This is a genomic window from Methylomonas sp. 2F7 (genome assembly GCF_057126975.1).
Genome location: NZ_CP195203.1, coordinates 1,505,600 through 1,520,522, shown reverse-complemented (window position 1 = coordinate 1,520,522; position 14,923 = coordinate 1,505,600). Strand labels below are relative to the sequence as shown.

15 protein-coding genes are annotated in these 14,923 nt (G+C 51.7%); 6 read left to right on the top strand and 9 right to left on the bottom strand.

All coding sequences use genetic code 11. The features are described 5' to 3' along the window. Window positions 1-23 precede the first annotated feature (23 nt). Window positions 24-662, top strand: coding sequence for an MBL fold metallo-hydrolase (locus ACR64Q_RS06975; RefSeq protein ID WP_026604343.1), 639 nt, complete (start codon window positions 24-26; stop codon window positions 660-662). A 183-nt stretch (window positions 663-845) separates the two neighbouring features. Here the strand turns inward: ACR64Q_RS06975 and ACR64Q_RS06970 are convergent, their stop codons facing one another. Beyond that, window positions 846-1,292 (bottom strand): Rrf2 family transcriptional regulator, encoded by a 447-nt coding sequence (locus ACR64Q_RS06970; RefSeq protein ID WP_026604342.1) that lies wholly within the window; start codon window positions 1,290-1,292, stop codon window positions 846-848. Between the two features lie 109 nt (window positions 1,293-1,401). Here ACR64Q_RS06970 and ACR64Q_RS06965 point away from each other — a divergent pair, with 109 nt between their 5' ends. From ACR64Q_RS06965 to ACR64Q_RS06955, 3 genes are read left to right on the top strand one after another with little or no spacing between them, the layout of a single operon-like run. After that, on the top strand, window positions 1,402-1,740 hold the full coding sequence (locus ACR64Q_RS06965) for a hypothetical protein (protein ID WP_020482193.1): 339 nt from the start codon (window positions 1,402-1,404) through the stop codon (window positions 1,738-1,740). Then, window positions 1,733-2,338, top strand: a complete 606-nt coding sequence (locus tag ACR64Q_RS06960; protein WP_026604341.1) for a c-type cytochrome — start codon at window positions 1,733-1,735, stop codon at window positions 2,336-2,338. The genes ACR64Q_RS06965 and ACR64Q_RS06960 overlap by 8 nt, the downstream gene beginning before the upstream one ends. Beyond that, on the top strand, window positions 2,339-3,844 hold the full coding sequence (locus ACR64Q_RS06955; RefSeq protein ID WP_026604340.1) for a cbb3-type cytochrome c oxidase subunit I: 1,506 nt from the start codon (window positions 2,339-2,341) through the stop codon (window positions 3,842-3,844). A gap of 93 nt (window positions 3,845-3,937) precedes the next feature. Here the strand turns inward: ACR64Q_RS06955 and ACR64Q_RS06950 are convergent, their stop codons facing one another. Continuing rightward, window positions 3,938-4,132 carry a hypothetical protein gene (locus ACR64Q_RS06950; RefSeq protein WP_020482196.1) on the bottom strand — a complete coding sequence of 65 codons (195 nt, stop codon included), beginning with the start codon at window positions 4,130-4,132 and terminating at the stop codon, window positions 3,938-3,940. A 483-nt stretch (window positions 4,133-4,615) separates the two neighbouring features. Here ACR64Q_RS06950 and ACR64Q_RS06945 point away from each other — a divergent pair, with 483 nt between their 5' ends. Then, complete coding sequence (locus ACR64Q_RS06945; RefSeq protein ID WP_026604339.1) at window positions 4,616-6,232, top strand: methyl-accepting chemotaxis protein; 1,617 nt, start codon at window positions 4,616-4,618, stop codon at window positions 6,230-6,232. Window positions 6,233-6,331: 99 nt separating this feature from the next. On the opposite strand, the gene ACR64Q_RS06940 is transcribed toward ACR64Q_RS06945, so the two are convergent. Beyond that, window positions 6,332-7,921, bottom strand: coding sequence for a GTPase (locus ACR64Q_RS06940; protein ID WP_026604338.1), 1,590 nt, complete (start codon window positions 7,919-7,921; stop codon window positions 6,332-6,334). Then, on the bottom strand, window positions 7,902-9,641 hold the full coding sequence (locus ACR64Q_RS06935; RefSeq protein WP_026604337.1) for a GTPase: 1,740 nt from the start codon (window positions 9,639-9,641) through the stop codon (window positions 7,902-7,904). The genes ACR64Q_RS06940 and ACR64Q_RS06935 overlap by 20 nt, the downstream gene beginning before the upstream one ends. Window positions 9,642-9,756: 115 nt before the next feature. Here ACR64Q_RS06935 and ACR64Q_RS06930 point away from each other — a divergent pair, with 115 nt between their 5' ends. After that, window positions 9,757-10,191 (top strand): DUF6694 family lipoprotein, encoded by a 435-nt coding sequence (locus tag ACR64Q_RS06930; protein WP_020482200.1) that lies wholly within the window; start codon window positions 9,757-9,759, stop codon window positions 10,189-10,191. A 1-nt stretch (window position 10,192) separates the two neighbouring features. Here ACR64Q_RS06930 and ACR64Q_RS06925 read toward each other — a convergent pair whose 3' ends face one another. The 5 genes from ACR64Q_RS06925 to ACR64Q_RS06905 all read right to left on the bottom strand — a co-directional run bounded on the left by ACR64Q_RS06925 (window position 10,193) and on the right by ACR64Q_RS06905 (window position 14,905). Beyond that, window positions 10,193-10,852: a DUF2959 domain-containing protein gene (locus ACR64Q_RS06925; protein WP_026604336.1), complete on the bottom strand. Its 660-nt coding sequence runs from the start codon at window positions 10,850-10,852 to the stop codon at window positions 10,193-10,195. Beyond that, complete coding sequence (locus tag ACR64Q_RS06920) at window positions 10,845-11,411, bottom strand: amino acid kinase family protein (RefSeq protein ID WP_026604335.1); 567 nt, start codon at window positions 11,409-11,411, stop codon at window positions 10,845-10,847. Before ACR64Q_RS06920 ends, ACR64Q_RS06925 begins: the two co-directional genes overlap by 8 nt. Continuing rightward, a complete protein-coding gene (gene pabB / locus ACR64Q_RS06915) occupies window positions 11,408-12,781 on the bottom strand; it encodes an aminodeoxychorismate synthase component I (protein WP_026604334.1) in 1,374 nt (457 codons plus the stop codon). Before pabB ends, ACR64Q_RS06920 begins: the two co-directional genes overlap by 4 nt. A 79-nt stretch (window positions 12,782-12,860) precedes the next feature. Further along, on the bottom strand, window positions 12,861-13,907 hold the full coding sequence (locus ACR64Q_RS06910; protein ID WP_026604333.1) for a hydantoinase/oxoprolinase family protein: 1,047 nt from the start codon (window positions 13,905-13,907) through the stop codon (window positions 12,861-12,863). Between the two features lie 8 nt (window positions 13,908-13,915). After that, complete coding sequence (locus ACR64Q_RS06905; protein ID WP_026604332.1) at window positions 13,916-14,905, bottom strand: ATP-grasp domain-containing protein; 990 nt, start codon at window positions 14,903-14,905, stop codon at window positions 13,916-13,918. Window positions 14,906-14,923 lie beyond the last annotated feature (18 nt).

Below are 14,923 nucleotides of genomic sequence, written 5' to 3'. Positions count from 1 at the left end.
AACTTCCAGCCATCATCGATTTCATGCGCTACACCATTATTCCCGTCACCGCCTATCAACAAAACTGCACCTTACTGGTCTGCGAACAAACCAATAAAGCCGCTCTGGTCGATCCGGGCGGCGACCTTGATGTATTGCTGAAGGAAGTCAAAAAACAAGGCGTGGCGTTGGAATCGATACTGGTCACCCACGGCCATCTCGATCATGTTGGCGGTGTTGCGGAGTTGGCCGAAAAACTCTCGTTGCCAATCATCGGCCCGCAAATTGAAGATACCTTCTGGATCGAGGCCTTGGCGCAGCAATGCCGGATGTTCGGTTTTCCGGAATCGAAAAGCTTTACTCCTCAACGTTGGTTGAACGACGGCGATACGGTAAAGGTTGGCAACGAGGTATTACAGGTGATCCATTGTCCGGGACACACGCCGGGCCATGTGGTGTTCTTCAGCGAGGCACAGCGCTTGGCGCTGGTTGGGGACGTGTTATTCAAAGGCTCGATCGGTCGCACCGATTTCCCCAAAGGCGACCATCAAACTTTGATCGACTCGATTGAATTAAAACTCTGGCCCCTGGGCGAAGATGTGAAATTCATCCCCGGCCATGGCCCGATATCTACCTTTGGCGTGGAAATGCGCAGCAATCCCTTTGTTGGAGCCTACCGCTAATCGAACAAAACCAGCCCAAGGACAGGTTAAAACGGAGGAACTAGCATTCTGGGTAAATAGCTGCCAGCGGATTTTATTGACAACGGTAGGATGGGTAGAGGCGATAGCCGAAACCCATCGCATCAGTTTGAGGATACTTGATGGGTTTCGCTTCGCTCTACCCATCCTACACATTGCAATGCCTCAACCCTGTTTTAGCGGTACGCCATCCAAGCCACCCGGCCGGGGCCCTGGCACCAAATCGCTCAAAACCGCCTTATCCAAAGTCTGTAAAAACTGCTCTATAGCGCCGCCTAATAATCCTATCAGCCCACAATCTTTCTCCAGGGCGCAACGGCCCTGTTTTTTGGGATTGAAGCATTCGGCCATCTGAAAGTGTCCCTCCACTTCCCGTACCACATTGCCGACACTGATCTCCCGCGCCGGCCGCGATAAACGAATACCGCCGCCCTTCCCCCGCACAGTTTGCACAAAGCCTTTTACGCCCAGTTTGTGTACCACCTTGACCAAGTGGTTTCTGGAAATGCCGAAATACTCGGCCAATTCAGTGATTGTCACCAATTTCTCGGTGTTAATTGTCAGATAAATCAATACGCGCAGCGCGTAATCGGTGTGTGCAGTCAATTGCATGTCGATGAGTTCAGTTAAAGCTGTATTTGAAATAAATGTTAATGACGCTTACACTTGCCAAAAGTTGCATTTATAAACCATGTTATAAAACTGTCCGGCGGTAAATTTAATGTTGATCGAACCCGTTGCCCTGTCCGATTTTTTCCTGAGCTTTTTCAGCGCGGCGTTGATCATCTTGCTGGCTACCGTGTATGCCGCTTTATATGCCTGGTCCAAGATCAGCGGCCGCCGCGCGTTCGGGATTGCCGCTTGGGTAATCTACGCCGGGTTGCTGATTTGCGTCGGCGTGTTCAGCTACGTCAACCATTTTAACGATTATTGGCTGCTGCTGTCGTTGTTAATGGTACTCGGCTACGGCTGGATGCCGCGTCTGATCTGGAAGTTGTGTGCCGCGACGCACGACGACGAAACTCATCACTCTCATCAATCTGGAGGTCATCATGACTGAGCAAAGCCCGCCCCGCTGGGCGTCGGAAACATTCTGGAAAAAAACCGCGATCTGGGTCACCGGCGGTTCTTTTGTGTTACTGGTCATTTTAAGCTTCGATTCGATGAAACAAATCAGCGCCGGCGGTCCCCGCGTGCCGGCTTACAGCGTGATAAACAAAGACGTCAGCTACCGCTTCGACAAGGCCAAACAGCGTTACCAACCGACCATAGGCGACGACGCACCGTTGTTCGGTAAAACTTTAAGCGAAGCAGAAGCCGAAAAACTGGTCGATCATGGCAAGAAAACCGTACAAGCTAAAAACTGCATGAATTGCCATACCTTGCTCGGTAACGGTGCCTATTTCGCGCCGGACTTGACTAAAGCCTGGCTGGATCAAGGGTGGGGCGCCAAGGAATCTCGCGAACAAATGATGGTGAACTTCCTGCTCGATCCGGAAAAAAATGCCCGCACTTACGGCTCCAACCGCAAGATGCCCAATCTGGACATCACGCCGCCGGAAGCGGAAGCCATCGTGGCCTTCCTGAAATGGATGTCGTCTATCGACACCAACGGCTTTCCGCATAATTTCATCGCGCTCGGCGAAGAGGACAAATAAATGACGCTACAAGCCTATCAAGAAAAAGCCGAGGTTTGCGCGGCCAATTGCAAGCAACGCTATGCCGCATTCATGGCCAATCCAAATTTGAGCGGCGGCCAAAAACTGGCCGTGCATTATTTTACCGTGGCGATGGTGCTGTTTATGGCGCAACTGTTGTTCGGCCTACTGGCCGGGTTGCAGTTTATCTTCCCGAGCTTTCTGTATGAAATCCTGGATTTCAACGTGAACCGCATGGTGCATATCAACGCCATGGTCATATGGATGCTTTACGGCTTCCTCGGCTCGGTTTACTGGTTTCTGGAAGACGAAAGCGGCGTACCCATCGTCGGTTTGAAATGGGGCCAGCTGGCGTTTTGGGTGCTGACCGGCGCTGTCACCATTGTGGTACTGGTTTACCTGCTGATTCAAATCGGCAGCGGTACCGATACTTCATTGTGGTTGATTAACGAAGGCCGCGAATACATCGAAGCGCCGCGTTGGGCCGACATCGGCATCGTCGTGGTGATGCTGACCTTCTTTTACAACGTCGCCGCTACCTTTGCCAAGGGCAAATGGTCGGGGATTGCCGGCGTTTTAACTCTGGACTTGGTCGCCTTAGCCGGCTTGTATCTGGCCGGCATGTTTTATGTCACCAACATTTCCGTCGATCAATACTGGTGGTGGTGGGTCATCCATCTCTGGGTGGAAGCCACCTGGGAAGTGCTGGTGGGCTGCATCATGGCCTGGAGCTTGATGAAGTTGCTGGGTGTGCGCCGCAACGTCGTACAAACCTGGCTGTATATCGAAGTGGCCTTGATGTTCGGCTCCGGCATTTTAGGCTTGGGCCATCATTATTTCTGGATCGGCACGCCGGAGTACTGGTTTACCATCGGCGGCTTCTTCTCCGCGCTGGAACCGATTCCCTTAGTCGCCATGGTGGTGCATTCGATTTACGATGCCGGCGCGCATAAATTCAAAAACAGCAACCACCCTGCCCTGGCTTGGATCATCGCTCACGCCTTCGGTAACTTCCTCGGCGCCGGCGTTTGGGGCTTTATGCACACGCTGCCGCAAATCAATTTGTATACCCATGGCACCCAATGGTCGGCCTCGCACGGTCATTTGGCCTTCTTCGGCGCTTATGCGACGATCAACATCGCCTTCTTCTACCTGGCGGCGCAACAAGCGCGCGGTAATGTCTGGATGGGCGGAGAGCTAGCCAATGGCTGGCGTTGGAAAGCCGCGGCGATTTTGCTGAACTTGGGCGTGATGGGCATGACAGTGGCTTTATTGATCGCCGGCTACGAACAATCCTTTATCGAACGGGCGGTCGAAGGCTCAACCTGGGCCGGCTATTTTGCCGCACAAAATCACCCTTGGTTCATGCAAGCAATGATTTGGCGGATGGTATTCGGTTTGATGACCGCAGTAGGTGGCGTCTTATTATTCTGGGATTTACTGGAAATCGGCAAGGGCGAGCAACGGCCGGCGGCGGTTATTGACAGCGAAGCAGTAACCCATTAGATCAACGGTGCGGCTTGCCGCTGGGCAAATCCGCCTAGTCTTCGTAAGCTTAAGGCGAATACGCTGCCGTATTCGCCTTATAAAGGCTTTATCTCAAACCGGAGAACATTGCGGACACGCGGTTGGCTTGGCAAATCTCTCACCGGCCTTCTTCGCCGCACTGGTCACGCTGCTGATCGAACCCAGATAATAAATGGCCTCTTTAGCAGGTAGCAAAGAGCAGCTGGATTTATGAATCAGGTGATCGCCATTTTCTTGCGCGCTTATCTCAATAAAAAACTCTGCCATTGTCTATTCCTCTTGATATAGGTTTTATAAATACCGGTCCGAACCGGTAGAACCGTGTTCAAAAATCGAACTTCTGTAGACCATCGAACATTCGGCCTGAGCGATGTTATGAAAATGACATGAATCACAGCTAATCCAGGCCATTTTGCGGCTCAGTTAACTGGCAGCAAGAAATAGACCAGAACAGGTCATATTGAAAACCAAAACCAGCCGGTACACCAGCCCCGCTCATTCAGCGTTAAGCGACACCTTATTGGGGGTATGTGTTAAACAACATAAAGCACCCGACAAATAAGATTCCTCCTTACCGTTAACGCCACACAAACACTATTAATCCAAGCATCTGCTGATAGTCGCCCCCACGCAGACTGGCCTATCGCCTTTCCGTTATTTAAGCCCTATCTCAGTGGCTGATTGTTGCATTCAAAATTTCTTCTACAATTTCTACTCAGTTTTCACGTTATGAATACAGGGGGAATGCGTATGCTGAATCGTTTTTCGATAGCCACCAAACTTCAACTGATGTCTTGGTTTGCGTCTCTACTGCTGGCCGGCCTGGCGTTACTTGGCTATCACGCATTAAATTTTCTCGGAGATGCAGCACACCGTATGGGACAAGGAAAAGATATTGTCGCCGACATTCTACCGCCCCCTTTATTTCTGGTTGAAGCTCAGTTAATGGCCGAACAGCTTTACCATGACAAAGATAAAGAACCGAAGTATGTGCGATTAAAAGAACTGAAAATCGAGTATGACACCCGCAATCGCTATTGGGAGTCCACACAGGGTATTCCCGCCCAACTAAAACAAGCCATATTGGGCACGCAACGCGAACAAGCTGATCAGTGGTGGAAAGAATTGGAGGAACGCTATATTCCAGCAATCAAGGAAGGTGATGTAAAAACAATGGACCTGGCGATGGAACGCCTGGATCAACAGTACGAACGACATCACGAAGCATTGGAAGAAACAGTCAAAATTTCCAACCAATATTCCAATGAAACCTTGGCAAACCTTAACCAGACCGTCGACAGCACAACCTGGTATCTGGTGGGACTGGCATTACTGGGCGCAATAGCGTTCGTGATAATGGCCTACGTGATTATTCACCAAATCCGTTACAGCCTTGATCAAGCGGAAAAAGTCACTGGGGCTATCGCCGCCGGCGACCTGACGGTGGTAATTCCCGATGTAGGCGACGATGAAATCGGACAACTTCTCAGAAAGTTGGCGGAGATGCGCAAGAACTTACACAATCTAATCTCCGATATGCACAACGGCGTATTCCAACTTAATCGATATTCGGCGGACCTGTTAGAGGCCGCCGCGCAAGAATCGATTATCGCCAATAACGGTTACGAGGCAGCTTGCAGCATGGCGGCCACTATCGAACAGCTCTCGGTATCGCTCGAACAAGTCAACGGTAATGCGCTGGACGCCAAGCAGGTTGCGTTCGAATCAGGACAGCGCGCCGAGTCATCCACAAAAGTCATTAGCTCCACCGCCAAAGAGATGCAAAAAATTTCAGCCATTGTTGTAAATGCGGCCGACTACATTCGCAATCTGGAAGCAATCAGCTCGGAAATAACCAGTATTGTTGATGTGATTCACGGTGTCGCCGAACAAACCAATCTGCTTGCTCTGAACGCCGCGATTGAAGCCGCTCGAGCCGGCGAATACGGCCGAGGTTTCGCAGTGGTTGCAGACGAAGTAAGAACCCTTGCCGAGCGCACCAGCACATCCAGCGGTGAAATTAAATTAATGGTGGAAAAAATTCGTCAAGCCTCCAAAGCCGCCGTGCAGGCTATGGAAAGTGGTGTAACCGGCGTTGAATCCGGCGTGGCGCTTTCCAGCCAGGCGGGCCAATCGGTCAACGAAATTCTCGATGCCCAATACCGCGTCACATTGTCGGTAGACGGGATTAGTGGCGCACTGGGCCAGCAATCGGCTGCTACACGCGATATGGCTGATCGGGTGGAACAGATCTCGCAAAATGCCAATTCGCTGGCTAAAACTGTAGAGAAAACCAAGCAAAGCGCGGAACAATTGGCACAACAGGCGGCAAGCCTAGATAAGTTGGCAGCACGATTCAAATTGTAAGAAGACTGTGCTTTTCAGACGCAAACTTAAAATTTATCCAAGCTTGGGGCACTTGGATGCACGTTAATCTTAGCCTGCAAAACCTCAAACTGAAGAATCTCACTTAACCAACAATACCCGTCCCAGGAGGCTTCCATTTTCCAGAGCCATCGTTGGCCCGGCACCGCAACGCTCGATCAACCCTGCAAGTTGCTGCCCCAGCACTTCATGCCGTTGTTGTTCGCCCAACATCGCCTGTTTGATCTCCGCTCTCACCTCCGCCAAAGCCTGCTGCAAACCTTTCTGTAAGCCTTTCAACGCCGCTTTCTGCAAGGATGGCTGGATTTTTTTGTGCAAGAAAAACGGAATAAGCCAACTCAAGCCAATCAGCAACACGCTATGCACCGCAAAGTCAGTACCCAAATAAGCAGTGGCAGTGGCGTCGGCGGCACTGTGGTAGTAGCCGGAGAATACTTGATAGCCCACTGCGCCCATCGCCGCCAGAGGCAAGACAGTTTCGCAGATCGCGGTGAATTTCAACAGGAAACGCTGAGCGCCGTTGCCGGGCTGCAATAACGCCTGTCGGCCAGCCAATTCGGTTTGGGCGGTGAGATTTTTGTCGGTGTGCTCGCGCACATTTTGTAACGCGTTCTTCAAGGGCTTGCTGGGAATATTGGCTTGCGCGGCTTGCAACACCAATTCGTCCAGCAAATCGTTCAGGCGGTTCTGCGCCCAGTCGTCCCACAATTTGATGTCCGCTGTTTGGCCCAAGTTCTCCGCCCAGAATTGCGCGAGTTGCTTGATCGGCCAGGCTAGACCTTGTTGCAAGCTGGCTTCGGTATGCTGCCATAGTGCATCGAAGTTCTGCTGTAATTGCACGTAGTCTTGCGCGGAAAAATCCTCGGCCAGTTGTTGCAAGGTCTGCTTTAGGTGCTGGCGGCGCAATTGTTCGCTGCGCTGTTCCAATTGGGCGACGCTATGCTGTCCAGAGAGTTGCCGCAACTGCTCCAGCAATGCGGCGAACTCGTCGCCGTCCGGTTCGCTGCAACTGGTGCGAAAGATTAAAGGATCGGTAAAACCGGCCTTACCCAGCTGCTGTTTAAAATCGTCGTATTGCACCGACTGGCCACGATCCCACTGATTCATCACAAACAGCCAGGCGTGTTTCGCACCTTCCGCCAGCAGCAGCTGCCAGGCTTTGTTATCGCGGTAGCGCTCTGGGCTGACTACATAGAGTAAAGCGTCGATATGCGGCAGCCATTCCAGTACCAAACGTTTGTTGCCGAGTTCAACGCTGTCGAAATCCGGCATATCAATCCAGACGATATGGCTGTTTGCCGCATCGTTGTGCTGGCTGATCTTGATGCTGTCCAAGGGCAGCCCGGCCGGCAACTTGTTAATCGCCAGGCTTTGATGGTGATACAAGGTCACTTCCCGCGAAGTGGGGCGCTCGATGCCGGCCCGGGCAATGGCTTGCCCTGCCAAACGATTCAACAAACTGCTTTTACCGACACCGGTGCCGCCCATGAAGGCAACAATCAACGGTCTGCTATCCGGATCGGATTGACTCGCGGCAAAGAGGCTTTCCGTACTGCGTGCGTCTATCGTGGTCAATAATTGCGCCCGTTCCGCACTCAATCGGCCTTCGGCTTGCGCGGCTGCGGCCCATTGCCGGGCTTGAGTCAGCAATTCAGAGTAATCGTAAGCCATGTTTCTTCTCTTTCAGCGCCAGTTCCGCGGCGTGGCATTGTTGTTCGGAGATATTAAAGCGGGTGGGCGACAGCACGCCTTGCGGCAACAAATACAAGCGCTGTTTCAGGCAGGCCTCGAACAGCGCGGTTTTCACGGTATTGAGCTGATGCTGTTTTAATTCGGCTTCGACCTTATGCATGTAGCTGCCGATGGCGCTTTCGGCTAATAAGGACGTAATGGTCAGCATCAATGGGGTAATCACCAAATCATGAATACCGATACCGCCGGCCTGGATCGCCAGCAATAAAGCGCCGGCATCCGTGGTGACGCGGGTAGCGCGCAGGCTGTTCAAAACCATAGGCTGTTCTTGCAGTTTTACGTATAAACGCTGCGCCGAGGCTTCTACATCCTGTTGAAAATCGCTGTGATAATCCGTCACCGCCTGGCGATAAATCTGTAACAAATCGCCGCGTTTTTGTCTCAGCGCCATCGCGGTTTCTTTCCACCAGCGACTATCGGCCGGCTCGGTTTCGGTTTTCTCCAGCAAACGGTCGGCGATTTGAATCAACAGATGCTCGCCTAACTGATTCAGTACCCCGAGTTCCTGATTGGGATTGATAGGTGTGCCGCCGCCCAAGGCAAATAATTTACGAAACGGCCAGGTCATGGCCCTTCGGGTCTTGCCCAAGGCCTTGGCGATGCCGGGGATTTCCAGCAAGGTCAGCAGATTTAACAAAGCGTTTTGAAAGGTTTCGTAATGATGCGGATGGTTCAGATAATCGCGCTGGTACTCCTTAACTGCCTGCGCCAACGCTTGATCGACCAGGGTTTGCCAATGATGCTGAGCATGGTGCTCGGCGAACACCGGTTGTAGCCAGTCCAGCCAATAGCGGCTAAGTAATTGCTGCTGACGAGCGGCGTGTTTATGCCGGGTAACCTTTTTCGCCAGATCCGCGAATGCGTGCGCAGCCGACTGCGGCCAGCTCGGCACGGCCGGGGCTTTTTGGAATAATAAGGGCACCACGATAGGCAAAGTATCTTGCCGGGTTTGCAGCCACTTTTGCCGCAGCGAATCCAGAATCACCGGCTCGCTGCCTTCGTTAAGTTTATTCACGCAAATCAAGGTAGGCTGCTGGAAAACCTCGATGGCTTTCATCATTTCCCAAACCGATTGATCGGCGTATTTTTCTTTACTCACCACCAGTACCACGATGTCCGCCAGCGCGATGGTGCGGATCACGCCTTCCCGATAATCAGCGGCGTCTATTGAATCGAAATCAGGCGTATCCCAGCAGACGCAAGCCGGCAACAAAGCCGAGGCGCCGGGGCTTGGACTCAAGGAATAGCAATCGTATCTTCCCGGCCGCAGCTCAGTTTGCTCCAAACGTTGAAAGCGGCCGAAATAATGTTGCATGCCGTCGCAGTCGTCGGGCGTCAGGCCGTGGCAAAAGCCTTGGGCCTGTACCGTGTAACCGGCCAGCGGACTCACGCCGGCGGCGTTGGCATCTAACAGCAGATTAACGACGGAACTTTTACCGGCCTGCGTCGGCCCGATCACGGCGATTTGCAGCGGAAAACCGGGGTTTTGGTCCAGCAGCTCGCCTTTGCGAATAAAGGCTTCGCCGTGCAACAATTGCTCTATACGTTGCTGATAATCCAGGTACTGGGGATTTTTTTTATCCAGCTGCTGTAGCACAGTTTGGTAACGCTGTTTGAGAAGTTGGATAAATTCCAGCATGTGGTAAGCTTGTGTTTTTAATTACCGAGTAATTTGGTTTGTTTGGTAACCCGCGTTGCAACCATTATAAATACAAAATTCGGGTTTGTTTATTTAGCCACTGGGGGGCTGCATCATGAAAAAAGCGTCAACTGTTTTGGTTTTTTTAACCTGTGCACTTTTGGCTGGTTGCAATAAAAGCAATCAAATCAACGGCAGCAGTTTAAAAACGGTCAATCGATCAATCAGTCAAATCAAGGAAAAATTGCCGCTAGACCAACGCATCGAGTTTGAAGTGTCTTTCTGGACCTTACGCGATGAAATCCGCAATAACAAGGAGTTTTTGGACGCTATCGATGGCAAGACACCGGAACAATTGGTGGAATCTGGCAAAGAGTTATTTGCCAAACGTAAAGCTGCCGGCAGCAAAGACTACGAAAAGTACGACAACTGGGACCAAATGATTTCCCAATACTCGCAAGAACGTATCGATCAAAACCGCAAGAAAACCCCTGACCAACGTGACAAAAACCCACCGGCACGGGTCGATTACAAAATGCACTCCATGTAATTTATCTGCGCACCGGGGCCGGCAGTTGTTTCTGTTCCACCAGAACCGCAACAAACTGGCTGGCCTCGCTGATGGTTTTCTCCATCACCTCGATCAATCTCGAAATATCCACACCAATTTCCATGAACTCGTGCCGCAGTGCAGCGATGGCATGGGCGTTCAGGTTGTGTTTTAAAAACAGCACCTGATCCTGAAACGCCGCCAATACCGGATGCATGCGGTTTTCCGCAGTTTGCAAGGCTTTTAACAACCGAGCGTATTGTTGCCGAGATTTTTTCAACTGCTGCTGGCTGCGCGCCTTCAAGGCCCGGTTGCTATATAAAGCCAGCTCGGCTTCCCATTCGTTGAACAGAGCCTCGCTAATCTCTTCCACTGCCTGAATCCTTTGACTGACTTGATCGGCCTTACCCTTGCATAGATCGTAGCGGCGCTTAAGCTGCTGATAGCGTTGTTCCATCGAACTATCCTGCACATTGACGATGCTTTTAAATTTATCCAGTGCATCGACGAATTGATCCCGGCTGTCCTTCAAGCTCTCGCAAGCCTGCCCAACCTGCATCACTACGATGTCGCGCTTTTGATGACCCAACAAGGACTCGCGGCTTTGGTAGTAAGCCTTGCGCAAACGTTTGTTCAGAATGGCTTTGATAAAATTAATCATGGTGGGACAGGAAACGGTCTTTATTAATCACTTTGATTTTGTAGTGTGCCTGGGCGGTGAAGCGTGGAAAAGCAGCGTCGAGTATGCCTTGTTGCTGTAAGCCCAGCAAACTCGCTTGCTCCGGAATCGCCGCCGATTTAACGATAATTAGCTCATCGGCGTTGATATAGCCAGCCAACCAGGCCGCCAAACTATCGGACGTTATATCCCAACTAGCGGCAATCCCGGCTTGATCTAATTGCTCGACTTGCGGAGACCAGATCAGCACCGGTTTGAGTTGCGACGCACAACGTATACTTTCCGCATCGGCGACGATTACAAACTCGGGCATTAGGCTCTGGATCAACAAGGCCATTTGCTGCATCGCCAGAATTGCCATCCGGTGTGCGGCGATATCGTCGAAACGCCATTGACTTTGCGCGATACGCACTTGTTCAGCAAACGGTCCGCCGCCGGGCACAATAACAATTGGGCCGGCGCGATTTGCGATTGCTGCCAAACAAGCGGGCAAGGCTGCTGTTTCCAGTAAGCTGCCGCCCAGCTTGATCACACAAGTCATGCGCTGAATTGTTTGAGCAACTGCAATAAGGCGGCGGCCTTGTCGAAGCATTCCTGATATTCTTCGTCCAGCACCGAGTCGTTGACAATGCCACCACCCGCCCAAAAACGTATCGTGCCGTGATTGTGGACCAGAGTACGAATCGCGATATTGGTATCCATATTGCCGTCAAAGCCTATATAACCAATTGCACCGCAATAGATGCCGCGCCGATGCGGTTCCAACTCCTCGATGATCTCCATCGCGCGGATCTTCGGCGCGCCGGTAATCGAGCCACCCGGGAAACAGCTGCGCAATAAATCGATGGCATGTTGACCGGCGGCAAGCTGGCCCGTGACGGTGCTTACCAAATGATGTACGGTGGTATAGCTTTCTACCGAGAACAGACTAGGCACCCATACCGAACCCTTCTTGCAGCTTTTGCCCAAATCGTTGCGCAACAGATCGACGATCATCACATTCTCAGCCCGGTCTTTGGTGCTGGATACTAAGTCTTCGATCTGCGCCTGATCTTCTTCCCAGTCGCTTCGACGCGGCCTGGTACCTTTGATGGGTTTGGTTTCCACCGCGCCGTCGGTAACTTTTAAAAAGCGTTCCGGCGAAGAACTTAAAACCTGCACATCCGGGAAATTGAGATAGGCACTAAAAGGTGCGGCGTTGATCTGCCGCAATACTTGATAAGCTTGCCAGGGGTCGCCCTGACAAGGGCTTTCGAAGCGCTGGGTCAAATTAATCTGATAACAATCGCCCTCTTTCAAATAATGTTTGATACGCCGAAAAGCCGTGGTGTAAGCATCTTTGTCCATATTGGCAACCGGCGCGTGCAGCACTTTAAATTCCGCAGTGTCAGCCGGTTTAGAAATCGCGCTGAATTCGGCGATTAGTCTTTGCTGCTCGCTTTCCGGTAAATCGATACTGACCAACCAGCTTTGCCGACGCTGATGATCGACAATCACCGCCCAGCGGTAAATGCCCACCGCCATTTCCGGCAGTTGTTCGGCGTCGGCGGCCATAGCCGGCAGTCGCTCTATGCGTCTGGCAAGATCGTAAGCAAAATAACCGATGGCCCCACCGTTGAACGGCAAACCGTCCACACTGGCCAACGGCACACCTAATTGCTGTTTCAATAACTCGAAAGGATCCTCCGCGCTTTCGCTAATCACGCCATCGCGCTCGATAAGGGTAATATTGCCACGCGTTTGCAGGGTTGCGATTGGGGCGTAGGCGATGATGTCGAACCTATCCTGCTTGCTATGCGGCTGGGTGCTATCCAGAAATACTGCCCAAGGCTGCTGCGCCAGCGGGGCAAATAATGTTGCACTGTCTTGAAAATAAGGCAGCGATTGTTTGATGGGTTTTGCTAAAGGCATTAAGGGGTGCTGTTAAACGGCCGGAATGTGCCGCAAGGACATGATTTGCAATACACCGATTTTACCCCAGCCACCGGCTTTAACCAAACCGGCCGGCAAGATAAGCCACGGCGGCGGCCGGCGCGCAGTCGGCAGCATCAATACCATTGGTTTTAGGGGTTGATGACAGCAAATCGTTAAAGTCCAGATACTCAACTCCCAAATCTCGAGCAATGTCCCGCGCCAAAAATCGGCCGACGCCAGCACCGACAAATTGGATTGCCGAGCGCGATTTTGCCTTTTGCAACTGCCTGACACACGCCTGACTAATTTTGTGATGTTGCTTGGCTTTAAGCTGCTCGGCAAATGCCGCCCAGAGTGCGTGATCGCTCTCACTGAACTCGTAACCGGTCAGTCGCGACAAGCGCCGGGCGCTGGCCGAAACCGACTTTTCCGCGCCATCGGCGGTATCGCTCTGATCGTGAGCTTCGTTTAAATCGCCGGTCAAGCGATACACATCGGCCATTGTCGCAAAATACTCGGCCATCAAGCCCATTTGTTGACCGTTGAATTCCGCTTCTTGCGCAATTGCCATTACCGCCGTGCGGACAATGCCGGTATACACTAGCTCGCCGCAGACCAAGCGCTGATAGTCGGTAAAGCCTTGGACTTTGAGCTGATGATTTTCGACCAGCAAAATATCGGTAGTGGTACTGCCTATATCCACAAATAAGGCATTTGGCAGGCGCTTTGCCACCAGTAACAAGCTGGCTAACCAGTTAGCGGAGGCGATGTCCATGCAATCGGCCGACTGAATTTGCGCTGCCGGCAAAAAGCCGCGCAAGCCGGCAAATACAGATACCCTCTCGGCGTTGAAATGCTCGCAAACTGCCTGAACGATAGCATTGACCCCCTGCTCGCGACTGGTAAAACAATCCACTAGCTCGCCGGTCATCGTCACGGCATGCTGGCAAGCTTGCAAATCGAATTGGCCGGCTAAATCGGCCAAGGTACCATGCAAGAAATCCACGCCCTTCCATAGCGGACAAGCCTGCTGAGCAACTGCCTGGACATGCCCGGACTCATCGAGCAACGCCAATTTGACGTGCGCACCGCCAATGTCCCAACCTGCAATCTGTTTGTTCATTCTGCTTTTTAATTGATACTGATTTGAACCGTTTCATTTCGACAGGCCTGCAACACCGGGTCGGCATGCCGCAGGCGCAAAACCTGTTCGGCGACGTTGATGCCGGTCGCTTGCTGGATACCGGCAAAGGAACTGGTCAAACGCGGATTGATTTCCAAAACTAATGGACCTAATTCGGCGTTCTCGATAACATCAATACCAACATAGCCCCACAAGCCAGGCATGGCTTCGGCGATTTGCTTTATCAGCTTATGATAAAAATCCAGCTTATCGGTTTGCATATTGACTAAACAGCCTTGCAAACTGAATCTGCCTTGCTCCAAAACGATTTCCTGGTGGTTGTAGCAGATAAGCCAGGCTTGACCATGCTTGAACAAACAAGACAAACTGGCGGCCTGACCGTTGGTATAGGGTTGTAAAACGTAATGTTGCGGCTCACTCAATCCGGCAACGGCGGTTGCCAACTGCTCGGCTTTAATTACAAAACTATCCATGCAACCAACGCCGTCGGCGATTTTCACTACGACATTATCGTCTGGGCCATCCATCCCCTGACCAAGTAAACGAGTTTCCACCATCGGAATTGCCCGTTTTACCAGCACTTGGTAGGTCGCAAATTTATCGGCACAGATTGCCAGCGTCGCTGGGTTGGATAATAAAACCTCGACGTTCGCGGCAATAGCAAGCTCGGCTAAGCTTTGCAAAACACCGTCAGTTTCCGGCGCGATTGGCCAAAACAAATCGGTTTCATAAAGTAAATCCCGCAGCAGCGCAAAGATGTCGCCATTGGCATTTACTCTTACAATTTCCACTTGCGTCAGCATATCCGGTCTGGCACAACGTTCGTCAAGCGGTATGCATAGCTGAATATTTTCCAGACACTTCAGTTCGGCGATTAAAGCCTGTAACATCATCGCGCCTTCCGTCGCCAACGAAGCAGGCAATGCCTGTCCGACCAAACCGCCGCCGGTAATATATTCAAATACTAGAATTTTCAATTCTAAAACTCGCTTGGC

What these genes read in the sequence shown, in the direction of transcription:
- ACR64Q_RS06975 (WP_026604343.1), top strand. Translation starts at nt 24, where the DNA reads ATGCGCTACACCATTATTCCCGTCACCGCCTATCAACAAAACTGCACC.
- ACR64Q_RS06970 (WP_026604342.1), bottom strand. Translation starts at nt 1,292, where the DNA reads ATGCAATTGACTGCACACACCGATTACGCGCTGCGCGTATTGATTTAT.
- ACR64Q_RS06965 (WP_020482193.1), top strand. Translation starts at nt 1,402, where the DNA reads ATGTTGATCGAACCCGTTGCCCTGTCCGATTTTTTCCTGAGCTTTTTC.
- ACR64Q_RS06960 (WP_026604341.1), top strand. Translation starts at nt 1,733, where the DNA reads ATGACTGAGCAAAGCCCGCCCCGCTGGGCGTCGGAAACATTCTGGAAA.
- ACR64Q_RS06955 (WP_026604340.1), top strand. Translation starts at nt 2,339, where the DNA reads ATGACGCTACAAGCCTATCAAGAAAAAGCCGAGGTTTGCGCGGCCAAT.
- ACR64Q_RS06950 (WP_020482196.1), bottom strand. Translation starts at nt 4,132, where the DNA reads ATGGCAGAGTTTTTTATTGAGATAAGCGCGCAAGAAAATGGCGATCAC.
- ACR64Q_RS06945 (WP_026604339.1), top strand. Translation starts at nt 4,616, where the DNA reads ATGCTGAATCGTTTTTCGATAGCCACCAAACTTCAACTGATGTCTTGG.
- ACR64Q_RS06940 (WP_026604338.1), bottom strand. Translation starts at nt 7,921, where the DNA reads ATGGCTTACGATTACTCTGAATTGCTGACTCAAGCCCGGCAATGGGCC.
- ACR64Q_RS06935 (WP_026604337.1), bottom strand. Translation starts at nt 9,641, where the DNA reads ATGCTGGAATTTATCCAACTTCTCAAACAGCGTTACCAAACTGTGCTA.
- ACR64Q_RS06930 (WP_020482200.1), top strand. Translation starts at nt 9,757, where the DNA reads ATGAAAAAAGCGTCAACTGTTTTGGTTTTTTTAACCTGTGCACTTTTG.
- ACR64Q_RS06925 (WP_026604336.1), bottom strand. Translation starts at nt 10,852, where the DNA reads ATGATTAATTTTATCAAAGCCATTCTGAACAAACGTTTGCGCAAGGCT.
- ACR64Q_RS06920 (WP_026604335.1), bottom strand. Translation starts at nt 11,411, where the DNA reads ATGACTTGTGTGATCAAGCTGGGCGGCAGCTTACTGGAAACAGCAGCC.
- pabB (WP_026604334.1), bottom strand. Translation starts at nt 12,781, where the DNA reads ATGCCTTTAGCAAAACCCATCAAACAATCGCTGCCTTATTTTCAAGAC.
- ACR64Q_RS06910 (WP_026604333.1), bottom strand. Translation starts at nt 13,907, where the DNA reads ATGAACAAACAGATTGCAGGTTGGGACATTGGCGGTGCGCACGTCAAA.